Annotated in this window: 24 protein-coding genes; 15 read left to right on the top strand and 9 right to left on the bottom strand. The window is 56.1% G+C overall.

Annotation, left to right across the window (positions count from 1 at the left end; translation table 11 throughout):
* Nucleotides 1-460 precede the first annotated feature (460 nt).
* The 8 genes from OU419_RS10870 (at nt 461) to OU419_RS10835 (ending at nt 7,272) form a co-directional block, all read left to right on the top strand.
* Nucleotides 461-1,264 (top strand): amino acid ABC transporter ATP-binding protein, encoded by an 804-nt coding sequence (locus OU419_RS10870; protein WP_302328957.1) that lies wholly within the window; start codon nt 461-463, stop codon nt 1,262-1,264.
* Entirely contained in the window at nt 1,264-1,911 is a 648-nt protein-coding gene (locus tag OU419_RS10865) for an amino acid ABC transporter permease (protein WP_254472163.1), read from the top strand. The genes OU419_RS10870 and OU419_RS10865 overlap by 1 nt, the downstream gene beginning before the upstream one ends.
* Nucleotides 1,908-2,567: an amino acid ABC transporter permease gene (locus tag OU419_RS10860; RefSeq protein WP_254472162.1), complete on the top strand. Its 660-nt coding sequence runs from the start codon at nt 1,908-1,910 to the stop codon at nt 2,565-2,567. Before OU419_RS10865 ends, OU419_RS10860 begins: the two co-directional genes overlap by 4 nt.
* 137 nt (nt 2,568-2,704) lie before the next feature.
* Entirely contained in the window at nt 2,705-3,688 is a 984-nt protein-coding gene (locus OU419_RS10855; RefSeq protein ID WP_254472161.1) for an NAD(P)H-dependent flavin oxidoreductase, read from the top strand.
* 535 nt (nt 3,689-4,223) lie between these two features.
* Nucleotides 4,224-5,570, top strand: a complete 1,347-nt coding sequence (locus OU419_RS10850; RefSeq protein WP_254472160.1) for a site-specific integrase — start codon at nt 4,224-4,226, stop codon at nt 5,568-5,570.
* Between the two features lie 298 nt (nt 5,571-5,868).
* Complete coding sequence (locus OU419_RS10845) at nt 5,869-6,567, top strand: inovirus Gp2 family protein (protein WP_254472159.1); 699 nt, start codon at nt 5,869-5,871, stop codon at nt 6,565-6,567.
* Between the two features lie 188 nt (nt 6,568-6,755).
* Entirely contained in the window at nt 6,756-7,001 is a 246-nt protein-coding gene (locus tag OU419_RS10840; protein ID WP_254472158.1) for a type II toxin-antitoxin system Phd/YefM family antitoxin, read from the top strand.
* A complete protein-coding gene (locus OU419_RS10835; protein ID WP_254472157.1) occupies nt 6,991-7,272 on the top strand; it encodes a type II toxin-antitoxin system RelE family toxin in 282 nt (93 codons plus the stop codon). Before OU419_RS10840 ends, OU419_RS10835 begins: the two co-directional genes overlap by 11 nt.
* Nucleotides 7,273-7,341: 69 nt before the next feature.
* On the opposite strand, the gene OU419_RS10830 is transcribed toward OU419_RS10835, so the two are convergent.
* From OU419_RS10830 to OU419_RS10805, 6 genes are all read right to left on the bottom strand, one after another.
* Entirely contained in the window at nt 7,342-7,515 is a 174-nt protein-coding gene (locus OU419_RS10830) for a hypothetical protein (RefSeq protein ID WP_254472156.1), read from the bottom strand.
* A gap of 10 nt (nt 7,516-7,525) precedes the next feature.
* Nucleotides 7,526-8,023: a RadC family protein gene (gene radC / locus OU419_RS10825; protein ID WP_254472155.1), complete on the bottom strand. Its 498-nt coding sequence runs from the start codon at nt 8,021-8,023 to the stop codon at nt 7,526-7,528.
* The gene (locus OU419_RS10820) at nt 7,995-8,945 is read right to left on the bottom strand and encodes a recombination directionality factor (protein WP_254472154.1); all 951 of its coding nucleotides are present in this window, start codon (nt 8,943-8,945) and stop codon (nt 7,995-7,997) included. Before OU419_RS10820 ends, radC begins: the two co-directional genes overlap by 29 nt.
* A 91-nt stretch (nt 8,946-9,036) precedes the next feature.
* Nucleotides 9,037-10,041, bottom strand: coding sequence for a YqaJ viral recombinase family nuclease (locus tag OU419_RS10815; protein WP_254472212.1), 1,005 nt, complete (start codon nt 10,039-10,041; stop codon nt 9,037-9,039).
* A 79-nt stretch (nt 10,042-10,120) separates the two neighbouring features.
* Nucleotides 10,121-11,089 (bottom strand): DUF932 domain-containing protein, encoded by a 969-nt coding sequence (locus OU419_RS10810; protein WP_254472153.1) that lies wholly within the window; start codon nt 11,087-11,089, stop codon nt 10,121-10,123.
* A 92-nt stretch (nt 11,090-11,181) separates the two neighbouring features.
* Nucleotides 11,182-11,454, bottom strand: coding sequence for a hypothetical protein (locus OU419_RS10805; protein WP_254472211.1), 273 nt, complete (start codon nt 11,452-11,454; stop codon nt 11,182-11,184).
* Between the two features lie 699 nt (nt 11,455-12,153).
* Between OU419_RS10805 and OU419_RS10800 the strand changes: the two genes are divergently transcribed.
* The 7 genes from OU419_RS10800 (at nt 12,154) to OU419_RS10770 (ending at nt 17,617) form a co-directional block, all read left to right on the top strand.
* A complete protein-coding gene (locus tag OU419_RS10800; protein ID WP_125861717.1) occupies nt 12,154-12,378 on the top strand; it encodes a helix-turn-helix transcriptional regulator in 225 nt (74 codons plus the stop codon).
* Nucleotides 12,375-13,847, top strand: coding sequence for a YfjI family protein (locus tag OU419_RS10795; protein ID WP_254472152.1), 1,473 nt, complete (start codon nt 12,375-12,377; stop codon nt 13,845-13,847). Before OU419_RS10800 ends, OU419_RS10795 begins: the two co-directional genes overlap by 4 nt.
* 102 nt (nt 13,848-13,949) lie before the next feature.
* Entirely contained in the window at nt 13,950-14,798 is an 849-nt protein-coding gene (locus OU419_RS10790; protein WP_254472151.1) for a hypothetical protein, read from the top strand.
* 291 nt (nt 14,799-15,089) lie between these two features.
* Nucleotides 15,090-15,359 (top strand): plasmid pRiA4b ORF-3 family protein, encoded by a 270-nt coding sequence (locus OU419_RS10785; protein ID WP_254472150.1) that lies wholly within the window; start codon nt 15,090-15,092, stop codon nt 15,357-15,359.
* Complete coding sequence (locus OU419_RS10780; RefSeq protein ID WP_254472149.1) at nt 15,302-15,673, top strand: plasmid pRiA4b ORF-3 family protein; 372 nt, start codon at nt 15,302-15,304, stop codon at nt 15,671-15,673. The genes OU419_RS10785 and OU419_RS10780 overlap by 58 nt, the downstream gene beginning before the upstream one ends.
* A gap of 281 nt (nt 15,674-15,954) precedes the next feature.
* Nucleotides 15,955-17,160 (top strand): ATP-binding protein, encoded by a 1,206-nt coding sequence (locus OU419_RS10775; protein WP_254472148.1) that lies wholly within the window; start codon nt 15,955-15,957, stop codon nt 17,158-17,160.
* 76 nt (nt 17,161-17,236) lie between these two features.
* Nucleotides 17,237-17,617: a hypothetical protein gene (locus OU419_RS10770; RefSeq protein WP_254472147.1), complete on the top strand. Its 381-nt coding sequence runs from the start codon at nt 17,237-17,239 to the stop codon at nt 17,615-17,617.
* Nucleotides 17,618-17,709: 92 nt separating this feature from the next.
* Here OU419_RS10770 and umuC read toward each other — a convergent pair whose 3' ends face one another.
* The 3 genes from umuC to OU419_RS10755 are packed head-to-tail and all read right to left on the bottom strand — an operon-like array spanning nt 17,710 to nt 19,717.
* Nucleotides 17,710-18,984 carry a translesion error-prone DNA polymerase V subunit UmuC gene (gene umuC / locus OU419_RS10765; protein ID WP_254472146.1) on the bottom strand — a complete coding sequence of 425 codons (1,275 nt, stop codon included), beginning with the start codon at nt 18,982-18,984 and terminating at the stop codon, nt 17,710-17,712.
* Nucleotides 18,981-19,418 (bottom strand): LexA family protein, encoded by a 438-nt coding sequence (locus OU419_RS10760; protein ID WP_254472145.1) that lies wholly within the window; start codon nt 19,416-19,418, stop codon nt 18,981-18,983. Before OU419_RS10760 ends, umuC begins: the two co-directional genes overlap by 4 nt.
* A gap of 59 nt (nt 19,419-19,477) precedes the next feature.
* Entirely contained in the window at nt 19,478-19,717 is a 240-nt protein-coding gene (locus tag OU419_RS10755) for a carbon storage regulator (RefSeq protein ID WP_254472144.1), read from the bottom strand.
* Between the last annotated feature and the right edge of the window lie 496 nt (nt 19,718-20,213).

Genomic DNA, 20,213 nt, shown 5'->3' with positions numbered 1-20,213 from the left:
AAGCGCAAATCTGCCAATCAGCTACGCCTGCCTGACAGCCGTGGGAGGGGAAGTATTCGCTGTGCGGGCACTCCGCTGCGCGATCAATACCACGACATCGACCAGGGCAGGCAGGCCGATACTGGCTCACAGGGAGGCGCATGAACGACCTCCATCCATCAAGCAATCTTCCCCGGAGTCGGAAAATATTGCTGAAAGCCTAGTGCTGCAAGGCTTTCAGCCATTCCAAGAATGGCCACTCGCCGCTTGACACCGTGGGACCGGAGTGCATAATAACCCAACGGTCATTTTTTAGTACCCATGAGTCTAATCACCCTCCTGGTGACGAAACATACGAGGCGAAAATGCCAGGAAGGCCTCTCGGAATCGTTGTCCCGAGGATCGCACCGTCCCGCTCCAGGCTGCCTCGCTAGCGCAACTCCAGGTGCCAGATGCTTACTTCAACGGGTGTTAGAACAATATGAACAAAGTCCTCCCCAAAGCAGATCCGCAAAGCCAAGTAGTGGCGCTTGATGCCAAGCCCATACTGCGTCTTGAAGGAGTAGGAAAGAGCTTTGGCGCAATCAAGGTTCTGGACAACATCAACTTCGAGATGTCCGCCGGCGAGGTGGTCGCGATCATCGGTCCCAGCGGCTCGGGCAAGAGTACGCTGTTGCGCTGTATCAACCAGTTGGAACCACCGACGGAGGGCAAGATAACCGTCGACGGCCTGACCATTGATGCCAAGGCCCCGGTCACCAAGCAGCAATTGGCCCAGTTGCACAAGAAGCTGGGCATGGTCTTCCAGTCGTTCAATCTGTTCCCGCATCTGACTGTGCTGGAGAACGTCAGCCTGGCGCAACGCCGCGTACTCAAGCGCAGCAAGGCCGAGGCCGACGAACGCTCGATGCAGTTGCTGGCCCGCGTAGGTCTGGCAAACAAGGCGTCGATGTACCCCTCGCGCTGCTCGGGTGGTCAGCAACAGCGAATCGCGATTTCCCGCGCCCTTGCCCTGGACCCGCAGATCATGCTGTTCGACGAGCCGACATCCGCGCTCGACCCGGAAGTCGGCCTGGAAGTGCTGGCGGTGATGCGCGAGCTCGCCGACGAGGGTATGACCATGATCGTGGTGACCCATGAGATGCGCTTCGCAGAGAACGTCTCCGACCGGGTAGTAGTGATGGCAGACGGCGTCATCATCGAACAGGGCAAGAGCAGTGAGGTGATGCGCAACCCGCAGAATGCGCGGGTCAGACAATTTCTCACAGCCGTGCGAGATCGCTGATGAACTACACCGACATCTTTATCGCAATTCTCAAGGGCCTGCCCTGGACGATCGCGCTGACCGCCGGCTCATTCGTGCTCGGGGCAATCCTGGCGGTACCGATCTGCACCCTGCGGGTATCGCGCAACCGTATTCTGAAGAACCTGGCGGCTGCGTTGATCCTGACCTTTCGCAGCATCCCGCCCATCGTCTGGCTGTTCTTCATTTTCTTCGCCTTCAGCGAGCATGTTTTTCAGCTCGATCCATTCGTGGCCGCTGTGATCGGCCTGGGGTTGATCACAGCGGCCAACCTCGCCGAAGTCTACCGGGGCGCCCTGACGGCAGTACCCAAAGGCCAGTTCGAAGCCTCGGCGGTGCTTGGCCTTAACTTCCGGCAGAAGTACTGGGACGTGATCATCCCGCAGGTCTTCCGCATCTCCCTGCCCTCCGCAGCTACCTACTGCATCGGCCTGCTGAAGGACACCGCCGTGGCATCGGCGATCGGCGTGCCGGAGCTGGCGCAGGTCTCGTACTACATATCCCAGCAAACCTTCAAAGGCTTGAGCATTTACGCGATGGCCGCCGTCCTCTACTTCCTGATGAGCTTCCTGATGGCGTGGGCCAGTCGCAGGCTGGACATCAAACTGCGTGCGAAGGTGGAAAGATGAAAGAGATGCTGCTCATGTGGGTCGAATGGTTCCCGCAATTGGTCGACGGCTACCTTCTCAGCCTGAAGGTAGCGGGCGTCAGCATCCTGGTGGGTATTCCCCTGGGGCTGTTTTTCGCGCTGACGGTCGGCGCCCGCTCGAAAGCCACTCGAGCCCTCGTTCTGTGCCTGATCGAGGTAGGCCGTGGCGGCCCGGTGCTGATCCTGCTGCAGTTCTTCTATTTCGGACTACCTCAGGCCGGACTCACACTTTCCTCCTTCACCGCGTCGATCATCGCGCTGGCCTGGTGTACCGGCTCGTACACCAGCGAGATCATCCGTGCTGGCCTGAATGCGGTCCCCAAAGGACAGCAGGAGGCTGCCACCACCATCGGCCTGAGCTACCTCGATACCCTGCGTATCGTCATCCTGCCCCAGGGCCTGCGGATCGCCATTCCACCGCTGCTGGGCTTCGCCCTGGTGATTCTGCAGACCACATCGTTGTGCTTCACCATCGCCCTGCCCGAACTGGTGGGCGTGGCGAACGAGATCGGCTCCAACACCTTCAACTACATGTCGGTGATGGTCCTGACCGGCCTCATGTACGCAGCAGTCTGCATCCCGGCGACCCTCCTCGTGGGGCGCCTTGAGCACCACTTGAGCCGGCACGAGCGATAGAGTCGACGAACGCCGCCCGATTCGGGCGGCATCCCAATGCTGGCGATGCCCGGACGAGCTGAAATGTCGGCCAGCGACTCCAGCTTCGCGGCATCCACAGGCCACGTCAGTGGCCTGTGGTTTTTTTGAGGCACGACATGAGCACGGCACGGATCAAGGCCCTCAAATCCAAGCTGGCGCTGCCCGTGGTGGCGGCACCGATGTTCCTCGTTTCGGGTACCGAATTGCTGCTCGCCTGCTGCCGCGCCGGGGTGGTCGGCAGCCTGCCGGCGGGCAATGCGCGAAGCGTCGAACAACTCAGTTCGTGGCTGGAGCACATCGAGCGCGAAGCCACCCTCGCCCGCCAAACGGGAGATCACCGGTTCGCACCCTGGGCATTGAACCTGGTGGTGCAGGATGTGCACTCCGCTCGCTTTCAGGCAACTCTCGAGCTGATCCAGCGCTTCGCCCCCCCTATCGTGATTACCAGCTTTGGCGCACCAGGCGATGTGGTCGAGCGGGTCCAGCGCTATGGCGGCCTGGTCTTCCACGACGTAGCGACCTTACGACATGCGCATAAGGCCATGGACGCGGGTGTGGACGGGCTGATCGTGCTTACGGCTGGCGCCGGCGGGCATACCGGAATAGCCAATCCTTTCGCACTGGTACCGGCCATCCGCAAGATATGGGATGGCGGCGTGCTGCTGGCTGGGACCATTTCCGATGGCCGGGGGATCCATGCCGCAGAAGTACTGGGAGCGGACTTCGCCTATATGGGCACCCGCTTCGCGGCGACGCGAGAGTCGCTGGCCGGCGAAGACTACAAGTCTCTACTGGTGTCGCAACGGATGTCGGATGTCGTGGTGACTGACCGACTATCCGGAGTCGTTGCTACATTCCTGAAAGGCGCCATCACCCGAGTTGGGCTTGACCCGGACGACCTGCCACCACTACGCGCCCCGCGCACTCCAAACCTGCCGAATGGCCTGAAGGCATGGCGGGACATCTGGAGCGCCGGCCAGGGCGTCGATCTGATTGACGATGTTCCCCCGGTGTCGGAGTTGGTATCGCGCCTGCGCCGTGAGTATGCAGAAACGGCTATGACTGTTGTGGGTGCTCCCTCCACTCCCGCGGCCCGCTAGCGCCGCCGCTCATCAGGTTGAACACACCAGCGGGCAGGTCGGCAGCGTCGAGGATCTCGCCGAACAGGACAGCGTCCAGGAGGATTTTCACTCCCTGGGCCACAGCCGTCCCCCAGGCTGCAATGGCTGGCACCCAATCGCAAGAGAATCATGACGTGCATGACTCGATGAAAGAGTCTCGTTAAAGCTACCGATCTTTGGCGGGATAAAAAGCAGGAAAGATTCGAAGAACAGAAAATATCCAGCCCATAAAAAATCCAACCACTAGAAAGTGGTTGGATTTTTTATGGATTTTGGTCGGGACGGAGTGATTCGAACACTCTACCCCTTGCACCCCATACAGGTAATAACCCTTCCGAGCTTGTCCAGGCCAATCCAAGCCTCCCTCTCTAAACCCTTGAATCTACTGGCCCGCAGCCAATTTATCGTCCAAAATAGCTCGAAGCGATTCAGTCAAAGCCAATCTCAATTGGCAACGAATTGGCAACCAGAGAATCTCAATTGGCAACCAATTGGCAACGGGAAAACTGAGCGAATGGCCAAGATTACAGACCGCCAGATGACGGCTAAACCTGGCGCAAGCGACAAGTGGCTCAGCGAAGTCGCCATCTGGGGGCATGGCAGTCTGGTAGCTCGAATAACCCCCAGCGGCGAGCGACTCTTTTATTTCCGCTACACAAATAGCAGCAGTGAACGCATCACCTTCCCTATAGGTACCTACAGCCGCGATGGTAGCGAAGGCACAATGACCCTGGCAGAGGCAGGACAGCGAGCGAAGGAGCTTGCAGGACTCCATAAGTCTGGAGTCAGGGATTTGAAGGAGCATCTGGAAGCCGAGGAAGCTGCTCGTGTGGCAGCGCGCGACGCCGAGCTTGCACGGATTGCTGCGGAGCAAGCAGCACTGGAGGAAGCCAAATCCCGACAAGCAGCCAGAAAAACCGTCCAGCATTTGTTCGAGCACTGGGCCAAGGTCGACTTAATCAACCGCAAGGATGGCGGCGCAGAAGTTCGCCGAATGTTCGAAAAGGATGTCTTGCCTTATCTCGGCAAGCTGGCAGTCGAAGACGTGAAAAAAGGTCACATCACAGAAGTTACTGATGCGTTGCTCTCGCGTGGCGTTAATCGCATGGCGAAGATGATTTTCAGTCTGATGCGACAAATGTTCAGGTTCGCCGTAGATCGTGACCTAATTGATCACGACCCCACTTCGAGCATTCGCAAAGCCAAGATAGGCGGCAAAGAGGTCGAGCGTGATCGCGTTTTGAGCGAAGAGGAAATCCGCACATTAGCAAAGCTCGCCCCTGAGGCTGGCCTGCTTCCATCCTCAGAGGCTGCAATCTGGATTGCTTTATCGACCTGCTGCCGCATTGGTGAGCTGCTGAACGCACGATGGGAAAACGTCGATCTTGAAAAAGCAAACTGGCACATTCCCGCCGATCACAGCAAGAATGGCAAGGCCCACAACATAACCCTCTCACCTTTCGCCATCAAACAGTTCAAAAGAGTCAGGGCATTCACTACTGCTAGTGAGTGGTGCTATCCCAACGTCCAAAACAGCGGACCAGTCTGTTCAAAGACAGTAACCAAACAACTTGGTGATCGGCAACGCATGCATGGCCAGGGGACTCTGAGCAATAGAAGCGCGAATGCTCAGGCGCTGCTACTCCCTGGTGGAAAGTGGACTCCTCATGATCTTAGGCGAACTGGGGCCACGATCATGACGGCGCTCGGCGTATTACCAGAAGTGGCGGAGCGCTGCCTCAACCATACCGAGGAAAATAAAGTTAAACGAATCTACCAACGCCACAGCTATAGCAAGGAAATGGCAGAAGCTTGGTTAGCTCTTGGTCAATACCTGGGAAAAGTTGTCCATACTACGTAGCTAATACTTAGCCTTACAAGGACACCCCAACCCCAAAAAGCTCTTAGCGCAGATAATTTAATTCCGAAACCACACTCGGAGTTAAAATCATGAAAATACTTTTACTTTACATTAAAAACATAAGGCAATGCCGCGTAATTCATACACCACACATTGCGGCACAAGTATTATGTTTATTAATAACCCCTTACAACACCAAAACCCAACAACACAATTGACCAATCTCAATCCAGCCCATTGAATTTTTTAAATTAATAATCACCTATTGAGTATGAGTTAAACCATAGAGCTCATGACCATGCTCAACGACACTAATACCTTACCGCACCACCCACTCAGACACCCTGATAATAAAAACCTCCACCTGCACTACGATGACACGTTTGAAGGCTTCCAACTAATGCGTGACAAGGGGCCTTTCATTCGAGAGAGCCTCTCCGCCCTCAAGCATACTATCGACTTGGCTCTGACTGATTACTCGAGGATCCTGGCTTTCAGAGTGGATCTTTACGTACCTAAAAAAATTAAACTACCTGACTATGCATACACGAACAAGGTCATAACCAAGTTCTTTGAGTCATTTACAAAAAAGATCAAGTACCACCAGAATCGGGTGGCTGAGCGCGGCTACTCACGTGGTTGCAAAGTGCGGTACGTCTGGTCGAGAGAGATCGGCCAGGGAGGTAGACTGCACTATCATCTGTTGATTCTTTTAAATCGCGACGCATACTACAAATTAGGCTTATTACGATCGGAAAAGATCAATATGTTCAGACGAATTGAAGAGTCTTGGGCAAGTGTACTTGGATTATCAATCGATCAGGTTGGGGGGTTGGTTAACAGACCACCGAACCCTGAGTACTTTATCAATCGAGAAATCCGTCGAGATAAGGTTGATGAGCTCCATGAACTGTTCTTCCGAGCCAGCTACCTGTGTAAGAAAGCGACCAAGTATTTTGGTGACCGTCAGCGGAGTTTCGATACCAGTCGGGGGTAGCAAGCGGTCAGCACAATCCCCATAGACTCACAGCTGGATGAAAGGCCTAAGGGCTATCGGTGCTGTCAGATTGGCGGATGCTCAAAACTGGACGCATCCTCCTGCCATTCGGAAGATTGCTCATGGGGATGCCTTGCTATGCTATGCACCTTAAGACCAAAATAAAGACCTAAAAAAGGAGCTATGGTATGCAGAGTGTTTTGGCTGACGTTGCCGTGAGCGTTTCTGAGCTGAAGAAAAACCCCACTGGCGTCATGGCTGGTGCTGGGGGCATGCCGGTCGCCGTTCTCAATCATAACCGCGTGATGGGGTACATGGTGCCCGCCGAGCTGTACGAGCAGATGCTGGAACGTCTGGACGATCTGGATCTGATCGATGTCGTTAACGTACGCTCCGGTGAGAAGGGTGTGCCGGTAAACCTGGATGACCTATAAGCTCGAATTCCTGCCCTCAGCGCTGAAGGAATGGGAGAAGCTGGGTCATACGGTGCGTGAGCAGGCAAAGAAAAAACTGGGTGAGCGGCTGGAAGCACCAAAGGTACAGGCTGATGCCCTCAGGGATCTGCCTGGGCACTACAAGATCAAGCTCCGAACAGCAAGCTATCGATTGGTATATCGGGTCGAAGATGATCGGGTGGTTGTGATGGTGGTCGCAGTGAGCAAGCGTGAACGAAGTACAGCTTACAAGGCAGCAGGTAAGCGTTAGCTACCAGGGCAAAAGAAAAAGTGAGAGCCATTGCAGGCAGTCTTTCGACTACCCACGCTGGCTCAACGCTCAAGGGTTCATTCTTACTTTCTGCTTCCGGTAGATCCAGCACGCCAGCACCAAAGCAATCAACAATGCTGGAAACCGCACCATCAGAATCACCAGCAGCAATATCGCCAGACAACCGGCCAAGATACCGGCAAACATGAATGCCGAGGCAAGAGTCCTTAACAGCAGTTTCATTGGCACCTCCTTATAGGTAGCCGCGCTCAGCCAGCGACACACAATCCTCCAGGCCTACCACAACGTGATCGAGCGTTCTGACTCCGACCAGATTCAGTGCGTCCTGCAGTTTCGTGGTGAGATTGCGATCCGCCTGGCTGGGCTCGGGATCACCTGAGGGGTGGTTGTGCACCAGGATGATTGCGGCTGCGTTGTGTTCCAAGGCGATCTTCACGACTTCCCGTGGGTAGACGCTGGCGCTGTCTAGGGTCCCTCGAAACACCTCCTCAAATGCGATCACCCGGTGCCTGCTATCGAGCATGAGCAGTGCGAACACCTCATGCTCGTATCCGGCCAGCAGTGCTTGCAGGTGGCTGAACACTTCCTTCGGTGAAGTCAGTTCACGGCCTTTGCGCAGACGCAGGCTGGCCAGTTGCTTGGCCATCAGCAGGATGTCGTTTTCCGTCACCGGCGACTCGACCAGGTAGGTGCCGGTCGTGTCACTGGCTTTCAGCTTGTGCAGGCGCATGGCGGCCTCCTTGGTCTCGGTCTGTGGGTGGGGTTTGACGAGCAGCCTGTGCATCAAGCTTTTCAGCCAGGCTGGATTTGCTGGGGCTGGGGTGAGATGAAATCACTGCAGCTGGTGCTTCACCCTCGGGGTAGAACTCTTCCACGATGGCGCTGGCATCCTCCTCGCTGTCCTCGAAGGCACCATTGCCGAAGCCACGTCTTGCTGCCTCGTCCAAAGCCGCTTGATCGAAGCCCGCAGCCAGCCGTCGCGAATCGAGTTCGCTGGCTGTCACCAGTGCTTCAGCCATGTCCATGCCGCTGCGTACCGTCAGATCGGCGTAGAAGATCGGTGTGCCATGGCTCTGGCGAGTTGACTTGCCACGCAGCCGCAGTTCCAGCGGCAGGCATGCCAGGCGGTTGCCTGATATGGCCTGGAAGTAATGCAGTCGTGCAGCGAGGGTGCGGATGCTGTTGAAGCCGGTGGTGCGAAACACAAAGCTGCCTAGCGGATCGTCATCACCTATCAGCACATTCAGCCGACCATAGGGTTTGCAGGCACCGCCTTTGGCCAGTGGGCAGGCATCCGGCGACGGGCATGGCAGCGACTGCAGACCGTCTTGGGTAACCCGCCTGCAAGACTCGCCATTGCCGACGCAGATCGGACGTCCGGACTGCCGGTCAAACAGCGTGTAGTCAGCGCGGAAATTCAGCTCCGGCTCGTTGAACAGAAGGCGTACCGGAATGCTGCGCAGCTTGTCGTCCTTGCCCTGACGCAGCTCGTCATTGAGCGGGTGCAGCAGCCATCCGTCCTTTCCCTGCACCTGGGACGTGATGGTGAATTGGTCATCCTTCTCCGGAAGTCGCTTGCCGTTCTTCTCGATGACCTTGCCGATGGAAATCCGCCCGAGTACCGGCGGAGTGATAGCCAGACCTTTGAGCATGGTGTGTCTCCTAGAAATGAAAAAAGGCCAGCCATGCAGCGGTCACTGCATGGACTGGCCAAGGGGATGGAAGAGTTGGAGGAGTTGGGTTTCAGCCGACGAGGAAGCGTCGAGCACCATGTTTCAGCAGTGGGTACTTGGCCTGCAGGTAGGGCTTGTCCTTAAGCAACTGAGCGACATCGAGACCGATGCTGTCCTTGGCCTTGCGCCAGCTGACGTAGCCGCTGGAAAACTCCGCACGGCTGGCCTCGCCCATGGCCTGCTGCAGCATCTGCTTGAGCTCGGCCTCACGCTTTTCCTTGTCGGCAATCGACTGGCGAACGGCCTTCAATTCAATAAAGGCTGCGGCCAGTCCGGCCTGTCCGCTGAAGTCGACGACCCGGCCGTTGTCCTCCGGGTAGAGGCAGCGCAGGGCTGATTCAGCGGAAGCTGTGCCATCAGCAGGAGGCGGCGTATCAGTCTCCACGTAGTGCCAGAACTTACGCTCCAGCTCGATCAGGCGAGCGATCATCTGCTCGTCCCGCTCGATGCGGTGGATCTCCAGTGTCTGGCCACCCAGAAGTACCGCCACATCCGCCGCCTGCTTGCCGGTTACGGCGAGCTGGTGCATCACCTGCAGCTGCACATACTCAGGCACGCCCTCTTTCCAGAGGCGTGCCCCGTTTATGCCGGCTGTCTTGCATTCGAGGATCTGCACATCGTCGACCCCGATCACCTCGCGGTCGATGTTGGCCAGCATCCAGGGCAGCTCCGGATCCGGGTGCTGCAGCACGGCATTGATGCGACGTACCTTGTTCTTGGTGCGCTTGCTGTAATGCCAGGCCACGATGGGCTCCAGGACGTTGCCCCAGTACATCGGGCTTTCCTCATCGTGCGGATCAGCCTTCGGCAGGCCACCATCACGACCGGTCTTTTCCAGCCAGAGCTCCAGCTGCGACTTGTAAGGGTTGAGGCCAACGGCCGCAGCTGCATCCGAGCTGCCGATGCCTTGCTTACGTATCTGTAGCCAGTCCTCGCGCGGCAGCTCCTTGGTGCTGACCAGGCGCAGAGCCGGACGGGTTTTGCTGATGCTGCGATTCAATGAAGTAGCTTTCATAGCGTTCACCTTGCAGAAATAGAAACGCCCGATCTGCAACAAAGCGGGTCGGGCGTTATGGGGTGGAGTAGGTATAAGTTCAGGCGACCAGTTGCAGGGCAGTATCGAGAGCGCGTTGCTTGATCTGTGCGCCCTGGCCGAACCAGGCAGAGTCGAGGCGGTACTCCGTGCTGCGTGCCCGGCGCTCGTGATCGACGTACTCGGTCACGGCATTGAGCAGACCCCAGGCGGTGCCACGTGCCGAGTCCAGCTGGCTGCCGCGACCACGACCTTCGTACAGCTCCTGCACTTTGCGCAGAGCGCGTTCGTTAGGCAGTTGCTCCGGCAGAGCACCGGTCGGGCCGGTGTCGCACATCACGTTCATAAAGAAGCCCAGCGCCTCATGCCACTGCACTTTGCGTTCAGCCAGGTGGCGCATGCGGTACATGAAGTCATCCCACTGCGAGATGGCGATACCCAGCTGCTTCTTGACCAGATCGCCATCGAAACGGGTGCTGTGCGGCACCTTGATCGCACGGCTGGTGCCGTCCAAAGCGATGGTCAGCGTGTTGTTGCAGACCACGCGGATGGTGGTGGGCGTTGCTGTGGTGGCCAGAGTGCCGTCGCAGGAAGTGGCCAACAGCAGATAGCCATTCACCTGGTCGTTACCTTTGATCGCAGCGCCCTGGCCGGTACGTGCCAGCGCCCAGAACTTGCGCCCGCCCTTAAGAACGCCAGCGGTTTCCAACTCGTAGCCTGAGACCTCGGTCAGATCTCGGTAGAACTCCAGCACCTCGCGCGGCTGAACGGTGTGATAACGCTGCGAGACCACCGACAGCGGTGCCTTGGTATCCGAACGGTAGAGCACCTTCTGTTCGGGGAAGGAGTGGATCGCGCCCAGATGGCCGATGGCGTCCGACTTGAAGTGCACTGGGCTTTCCAGGATCTGCCAGTCCATGCCGGCTTCGCGTTGCCAGACTTCGATGGGCTGTTTCTGTGGCAGGTTGTTGCCCAGGCCGTGCCACGGAGTAGCGCCAACGTACGCCATTTGTTCGATTTGATGAGCCATGACGAATTTCCTTTGGGTGCAGGCCGGCATAAAGCGCCGCGCATGGCGCAGCACCGGCAATCAGAGACGAATGAGAGATGAAGGCAGCCGAATCAGGTCGGCAGGTTGAAGCGGTGACCGCAGAGCAGGCAGAGATTGTGAGCCAGGACGTGACGGTCGAGCGACTCGCCGAGTTGAGCACCGATCGCACAGCCGCCGACGCTTCCGGCCAGGCCGCCGAGAATGGCGCCGGATACCGAGCCAAGTGTGATACCGACAGGGCCGGCGATTAGGCCGAGTGCTGCACCGGCCTTGCCGCCTGCCAGAGCAGCACTGATACCACGTGCGAGGCCACCGACAGCGCCGATGGCTGCGCCGGCTTTCATGGCGTGATGGAAAGAAGCGACTTTGGGGGAGTGACAGCGGGGGCACTGCAATGACATGGAACGAACCTCCTTGGTGCTGATGTCATGGCAGTTATGTGTTGTCAAAAAAATGACGAATTGAAATTTCATTAAGTGAATGACTGCCAGCTACTTGCTTCCTCAGCTTCATAAGAAGCTGAGGAAGCAGGTAGCTGGGGGTGGCGCTATAAAAAACAGTATCTGTGACGACGACAACAGCCATGTTGACAGTTGGATTTCTGGCGCAACGCTCGTACCAGCGGAGCCAACCAAGGTGCTTTCCTGCGGCCACTCTGTGGTGAGCATCCAGGTGATTTTGCACTCAGGCATTAACGCTCCTCACGCGACAGAGCACTGACTGATGCCCTCCCCTCTAAAAGTTACGCCGGACGCGCACTGACCAATTTAGTAATGGCTTGTCGGTACCCCCCCCCAACGCGTGATATCGACCTAAACGCGCAAGCACTTAGCCAGCCGACTCGGCTGAGGCCATAGGGGCATTTCACGCGCGATTAACCCAAGACCCCGAGACTAATCCATCACATGCAACGACACACCCAGATGCAAACCAGAATCCAGACAGAAAATCAAGCCTACCGCTTAAAAATAAATAACGTTCAGCGCTCGCACTAATTCTTGATCGCCAAATAGATAACTTAGGGCTTCTTGAGGAGACGCCCTATGAAAGAAAAATTTGACGACGAGGAACTGAGGGTCATTCGCGTGAAGCGATTGCAAGACATGCTTGGAATAAGCAGGTCAACGATTTACTCGAGGGTTGATCCGAAATCAAAGTGGTTCGATCCCGACTTTCCAAAACCATTCAAAATTGGAGGCTACGCAGTGGGCTGGGATCTACGCGAGGTCGTTAAATTTGTTGAGATGAAAAAAATGGAGGCTCGATGATCGACTATAAGAGGGCCGCACCCCAGCCGTCCTGGGACCATCATCCACTCGGACCAAAAGAGGCAAGCAATAGGCACTTGATTGATGACCCAATACCGGCTCTACCCTTTGAAATTACTTCAGAGGCAATTGATGAGTGCTTCAGAAATATTAAAAACCCAAAAGATCTAGCACTTGGCACAGCGATTTCCTTTATATCATTGTCTGTTCAAGGACTACACGATGCACGGTCACCACTTGGACAGATATGCCCAACATCACTACCGCTGATAGTGAGTGCCGGTTCCGGAGTGGGCAAAACGCCGTATTTAAATAAAATGGGAGGGGGCTTATTTAATTATCAAAAAGAAATTCTAGCCAATAGAGATTTGGAATTAAAGAAATTTAAACACGCGCACGCAATATGGTCGGAAATTTTAAAAGCCCATAAATCCGAGCTAAGAAGCTTAGTAAAAGACGGCGCAAATACTGACGACATAATAGAGGTCATATCCGATCATTATTTAAAAGAACCAAAAGAACCGATGAAGCTCGGCTTTCTTTACGAGGACACCACAGAGCCAGCCCTGTATGGAAATATGAATGGTGGATTACAGTCCGCTGGATGGATATCGAGCGAGGCATCAGGAATAATGAATAGCAGCGCTTTCCACCACTTCGACAAATTAAATGCAATTATGGGTGGCGATGGCGTAAGGGTTGAGCGAGCCTCTCGAGAATCATACTACCTGTCGGATGTAAGGGTTTCTCTTTGCTTAATGATTCAGCCATCCGCCCTGAAAAGTTTCGAAAACAAACGGGGCGAGGCCGCAAGGGGGACTGGTTTTTTTGCAAGGTGCTTATTTATCAACTCTAAAAGCACGCAAGGTACTAGAATTTTTGATGGGGCTGAGCAGACCTGGTCGGCTTGCGAACGGTTTAGAGCTAGGACCGTTGAGCTTTATAAATCCTATGTAGAAAAATTCTCTCGCGGCAATTTTGCCCGTGAAGAAATTCGCTTGTCAGATCGAGCTACCGCAATATGGATAGAAACCCGGAATGAAATAGAAAAACAAATGCTGGAAGGTGGGCGTTATGCTTGGGCACCAGATCATGCTTCAAAGCTTGCGGAAGTTATGCTTAGGCTTGCAGTAAATTTTCACGTATTTGAAGGACGCGAAGGCGACGTTTCTGAAACCACCATGCGGGCTTCAATCGAGCTGGGATATTGGTTCTCTCGTCAATTCGAAAGAATGTTTAGTCCAGAAGCGAAACTGGAAAATGATGCAAGTGAGCTGCACGCATGGCTAAGGTCGAAATATGATGAAGACAGCTCCAGAAGATTTGACAGAACATATATTGGCCGACACTGCCCTTCCGGACTGAGGGGAGACCCAAAATACTTAGAGCTGATTTACGATAAGCTTGAAAATGACAGACTGATACGAATCATTACTGAAGGCAAGGCAAAGATCATACTTCTAAATTGATTTATCCAGACCGCAGCACTATATTGACCCAAAGCCATGCACTCGCTGCCTCTGGCTTTTTCTTTAATAACTTTTTCAGCATGCCAAACCGAGGTTATCCGCATGTATGCTTACGAGCCTATAAACTCAATAAAGTCGCTCGGACTCAACGCTGGGCTTAAACAGATTGCGATTGAGTTGCGTAATGTTTTTAACAACTATTGGCGGGAGGATATTTTTTCTCATTTTGAAAGGGAGTGCAGAAAGCTTTTCAAAGAAGACGGAATTATTGATGAGAAAAAAATTATTCGCTGCTGGACCGCTGATTTTCGTCAATCCGGAAGCACCGAGTTAAAAGAGCGTTTTTTCTATGCAATGCTTTACCATATTGGAGCAGAGCAGGAGTACTATAAAGGCAATCATGGTGCCGCTGGATTACTTGCCATGAGATCGGCACATGAGCTTGGTCGATTTGATGGGTGGCGCGCATGCATGGAAACTATAAATGCGCCCTACAACGGCCGCATTAAAGGTGGAGAGGCTGGAAAAGCCATAAGAGAAGATGCCTACATCGAGCTCTTTAGATACATACAATCAGGCCCCATCAAAGAAGGCTCGACTTGGAAATCTAAAGAAGATGTAATCCGAGACTGCGAGCAGAGACTTCAATCATATATCAATAAAAAATACCCGCTCTTTTCTTTTATGGCCGACAACTTTATTGACAACTCCCTGAGCAAGAAAGGCTTAGTAAAGGATGCTTTTTTGTCATACAAGAAAGCAGTAAAAGACAAGGTCGATACTGACTCAACCCCCAGCGACCAAATTAATTCTCAGAATGCTAAAACAAATGCCGATTTAACCTTCGACCAGCGCCTGTCTTTTCTTCAGCGACAGCAGGATTGTGCATCTCCTGCCAACGAGACAGATTCATCCAATGAACAGGGAGCCGACCCTGATGAACAGCCTTAACAAAATTGAAGTGCATGAGATGTCGCAAGCCCTCTTCTCTTGCTGGAAGACTTTGCCAACAAGAGCATGACGATCATCGGCCAGGGCAGCGATCCTCACCTGGAGATCAATATCCAGGGAGCCAAGCAAAATTCTGCTGACGGGCAAAGGCCAGATCTTCCAGTAGACCACTCTACATGCCAGCACCAAGTTGCTGCGAAGAATCGGCATCAGCTATGCAACCCTGAAGATCGTGCACGCCCTCTAGATGGTCTACAACCCTGGCAGCACAACTGAACTGACGCAATTCACATGGCCACCCAACCCTTGCTGTACACCCTGCATATCCAACTGGAACCGCTTCACTTCAACCCACCGATATGGCGGCGCCTCCGCGTGACCGGCGACTGCACGCTGCGCAAGCTGCACCATTTCATCCAAGCTGCCTTTGGCTGGCATAGCAGCCATCTGCACGACGTCGCAGCGATGGCATCAGGCGCTTCATGCCGTTGGATGCTGAATTCATGGACATGCATGACGACGCGCTGGATGACCGCAAAACCAAACTGCGACGCGTGTTGAAAGAAGCGGACCGCCTGCGCTATCTCTACGACTTCGGTGATAGCTGGCAGCACGTGATTGCTGTGGAGGCCATTGAGCTCAGCGACTTCACAGGCAGCTGGTGCGAGGTACTCGATGGCGCCCGCGCCTGCCCACCTGAGGATGTCGGCGGAGTGCCGGGCTATCAGCACTTCCTGGACAGCATCCAGCAGCCAAGCAGTGAAGAAGGCCGCCGCTCACTTGAGTGGGCGGGAGGTACGTTCGATCCCGACCTATTTGATCGTCGAGCAGCCGACGCCGCCGTAAAGCGGATCTGCAACAACTTATGGGGCTAGCCGTCCCCTTTGGGCGCTCATCACCCCGGCGGGGAATGCACTCAATGAGCACAGCAGAAAGGCCCTACTGAAGCCCCACCACATCGAACCCAAACCGCGAAAATAAAAGATAGACGCAGTCGAATCATTAATTTGGACGGAATATAAATATTAAAATAGTCGATCAACAACCATGAAGGTAGACGGTCAAAAGCACCGATCCTACACTGCGCCCATTGAACCCATACCGATCAGGTAGCCCTGTGACTACGACCCTTCACCCTCGTTATCTGCAGCAACAGGTGCTCGATGCCCTCAGCGACACGCCTGTCGTGTGCATCCTTGGCCCACGCCAGGTCGGCAAAACCACCCTAGCTCGCCAGCTGGAGCCAGGACGCACCTACGTTTCCTTCGACGACAACACAATGCTGGCTGCCGCCCGCTATGACCCACTGGGTTTTGTGGCAGGCCTTCCGGACCGGGTGATACTCGATGAAGTACAACGCGTTCCCGAGTTGCTGACAGCGATCAAACTCTCGGTCGACAATGATCGTCGCCCTGGTCGCTTCATTCTGACCGGGTCGGCCAATCTGCTGCTGTTGCCCAACGTACAGGAGTCGCTCGCAGGACGGATGGAGGTGATCTATCTCAACCCGCTGTCGGAGCAGGAAAAACACCACAGCGACTTCTCGCTCCTGGAAGCCCTGCTGGCCAACCAGATCAAACCCGCCATCACGGGCGTCCAGCCCCCTGTTGCCGGCATTGCCGAAGCAGTCGTAGGCGGCGGCTACCCCGAACCAAACACCAGAACGGAGGCGCGTGCACGCCAGTGGTACCGCCAATACCTGAATGCCATCATTCAGCGAGATGTGCAGGACATCGCCAACATCCGCGACGGAGATGAGCTACTGCGCCTGCTCCAACTCATCGCCCTGCGCACCGGCAACCTAATCAACATCAGCAATCTGATGCAGGACATCGGTCTGCAGCGCGACACTATCAGTCGCTACCTGTCAGTGCTGGAGCGGTTGTTCCTGGTACGCACGCTGCCGGCATGGCACCGCAATGCAGCCAAACGACTGATCAAGGCCCCCAAGATCCACATCATCGACTCAGGCCTGGGTAGCGCACTCACTGGCCTGAAGGCAGCCGATTGGAACAAGCCCGACAACGCCTTTGGCGGGATGCTAGAGAGCTTTGTCGTACAGCAACTGATCTGCCAGTCCGGCTGGTGTGACAGCGAACTGCGCTTCTCCCATTACCGCGACAAGGATCAGCTCGAAGTGGATCTGGTCATTGAGCAGGAAGACCGCCTCTGGGGGGTGGAAGTGAAAAAGTCCGCCTCCATACAGGGACGCGACGCTCGCGGGCTGGCACGATTGGCCGAGCAGGCTGGCCGTAGCTGGCAGGGCGGCATCCTGCTGTACACAGGCACCAGCACCCTCCCGTTAGCGGATATACCGAACGCCTTTGCAGTCCCCATGAACCAGCTGTGGCAGAAAGGTTAGCCTTGAGCTCTACGCATACAGACATCGCTGGCCACCCCAAACATCCAAACCTTAAACCTCGGAGGAGGCCTTTCACGTGTCACCGAAGGAAGCCAAGCGTATTCTCGAGCTCCTCGCCAACGGCGTAGATCCCGTCACCGGCGAAATTTTGCCTGGAAATCATGTGGTGAACTCACCTGACGTGATAAGGGCACTGTTCTTGGCTGCACAAGCTCTCGACACTGGTCCAGTCAAACTTCAGAAACCCAGCTCCGGTGGGCAAGCAGGAAAACCGTGGACTGTCGACGAAGAGCAGCGTCTGATCGCCGAGTTTGAAAGCGGCGCTTCAATCGAACAGATGTCGATAGCTCACGAGCGCAGCAAGGGTGGGATTGCTGCACGTCTAGTCCGACTTGGAAAAATCGATGAGCGTTCTGATCTGTACGTACACGAGCCTCGGCCAACCGCGCAGTCGTGAGGTGAGGTAATACGCAGAGAAAGCAGTGCCTCTGGCGGAAACAGTCACTGGCGGAAGACCGTATATGACCGAGGGCAGACACCAAATTTCAACTATCCACGTACCCCAATCACCTCTTCCCAGCGCGTCGTGTAGCGCTGGCTGAGCATTTCTCTGCGCATAGCCCAGGCCGGTGCAGCAGGCACGCTGCCGATACGCACGGTGCCTCGTCCTTCCTTCTGATTGATTTGGTCGACCACCGCCATCAGCCGCTCAGCTCCGCGGCGTGGCGCCGGCGAGAACAGGTCTGGCGTCAGCTCGCCGCGCCGGCTTAGGCCCATCAGCAGGATGGAGCATTTCGAATATGGGTAGCCGGGGCGATATATCTGCGTCAGCCCTTGCTGGGCGAGCGCCAGGATCTCACGTGTGTCGTCTGTCGGCGCTGGCAGTGCCAGGGTAACTGCATTGGCGTAGCGCGGCCCCCTAAGGTCTGCCAGCTGGGTTTGTAGGCCTACCTGGATGGTGCTGCACAACGAGGTCTGGCTACGCAACTTCTCCGCCGCCCGGCTCACGTAGGCGGCCAGCGCCTCGCGAATCGGCGCCAGCTCCGTCTGGCGCACGCCGAACATCTTGCTTGAGCAGATGGCCTCTTTTGGTGCTGGCCCCTCGTTGAAGCCGATGCAACTGATGCCACCCAGCTCGCGCGCAGTGCGCTCCATGGTCACGCCGAAGGTTTGGCGCAGCGTACCGATATCGAACTGGGCCAGATCCCACGCGGTGGTGATATTTAGCGCCGCCAACTTGGCCGCCGAGCGATGGCCAACGCCCCACACCTCGCTTACAGGTGCTATGCGCAGCAGCTTCTCCTGCCGGGCCGGGGAGGTCAGATCGAGCACACCGCCGGTGCCCTTCCACTTCTTCGCGGCCCAATTGGCCAACTTCGCCAGGGTTTTGGTGGTGCTGACTCCGACCCCCACCGGCATGCCAATCTCACGCGCTAGGCGCTGCCGGATGTGCCGGCCGTGTGCCTCGATATCGGCGATGCCGGTCATGTCGCCCCAGGCCTCATCGATGGAATACACCTCAATGCCGGCCAGTTCCTCGGCCATAACCCGCATCACGCGGTTGCTGATGTCGGCATACAGGGTGTAGTTGCTGGAGCGCGCCACCACACCATGCCGGCGCATTTGCTCGCGCACCTGGTAGTAGGCGGCGCCCATGCCAATGCCCAGCACCTTGGCCTCCGCCGATCGGGCGATCACGCAGCCGTCGTTGTTCGAAAGCACTACCAACGGCCGGCGCTTCAGCTCCGGCTGGCAGATACGCTCGCAGCTGCAGTAGAAGGAATTGCAGTCGATTAGCGCGAACACGCGCCCGGTACCGTTCATGGCGCAACGTGGCTGACCACCCAGCTCACCACGCCCCACACCTCGATAGGCTCTTCACCATCCAGCTGCACATCCGGCACCGCCGGATCGGCAGCCCTCAGCCACAGACCGCCGAACAGATCCCGCGCCACCAGCCGCACGCGGTAGCCCTCGCCTCCCAGATCAACCACCACCAGCCTGCCCTCCAGGTGGCCGGCAGCACGGTTAACGATCAAGCGGTCACCCGGAAAAATACCGAACCCGATCAGAGTGTCATCCAGCACCTGCACACCCCAGATATGCGGCGCGCCCAGGCCGGTGAGGCGGTCGAGGGAAAGCCCCTCTTCCTTCTCGTCCTCGGCGGGCGACTGGAAGCCGGTGATACGAAGGTCTGCGGCGTCGGAGAGTAGGCGCTCACGCAGGCGAGCACCGCGGGCAAGGATGGAAAGGGACATCTGGGCACTTCCGCAAAATACTGTTTATGCATACAGTATTCGAGAAGAGCCCAATTCGGTCAATCCGCCAGTATCACCCCGCCGACAGTTGGCCAGTCGTTCACCAGCTCGGCACGCAGGATCTTCACCTGGTTGGGTGCCTCGATAGCCAGGCGCACCTTGCCATGATCCACCTCCAACATCTGCACGGTAATACCGTCGCGCAGCAGCAGACGCAGCAGCTTGTCGGTATCTACGGCAGGATCGATGGTAAGCCGGATCTGTTCGCCGGCACGCCGGGTAAGACATAGATTGCCCATGATGGAACTCCTTTTCCGCTGGGTAGGGAATGTGCGTCCTGCTCCGGCAGTCTAGAACATGACAAACGGCGCGAAAGCGCGAGGAGTCAAGAATGTGTGGTGGTGTGCAGGCCCGCGTGGCCGACCAGGTGTGGAAGATCTACTTTCCCAACCCCAAGGCCGCCTTGCCCGTGCTGCAGGCAGACGGTACCACCGAGTGGGTGCTCTGGGGCCGACGACGCGAAGAACCTGGCCACCTACCCACCACCGGCTGGGCACGGCACGACTCAATCACAGCCGGCAAGTGGGCACGCTACCAACCGCGAACGGTAAGCATCCTGGCGGAACGGTTCATGGAAAAAGATGCCGAGCGAGTGTCGCATTGGTTCGACCTGGGGCCAGGTCAGACTATAGAGGGGCTATTGCTGGAGACAGGCATAGAGCGGCGGGTGTATGTAGTGACCACCACCTCGCCCGAGGGCTATGCCTGGGCACATGACCGGTGGCCGCGACTGCA

This window comes from Pseudomonas triclosanedens (assembly GCF_026686735.1).
Lineage (GTDB): Bacteria > Pseudomonadota > Gammaproteobacteria > Pseudomonadales > Pseudomonadaceae > Pseudomonas > Pseudomonas triclosanedens.
Note: the sequence above shows the minus strand (reverse complement) of the source record. Positions and strands in the feature narration are given on the sequence as shown.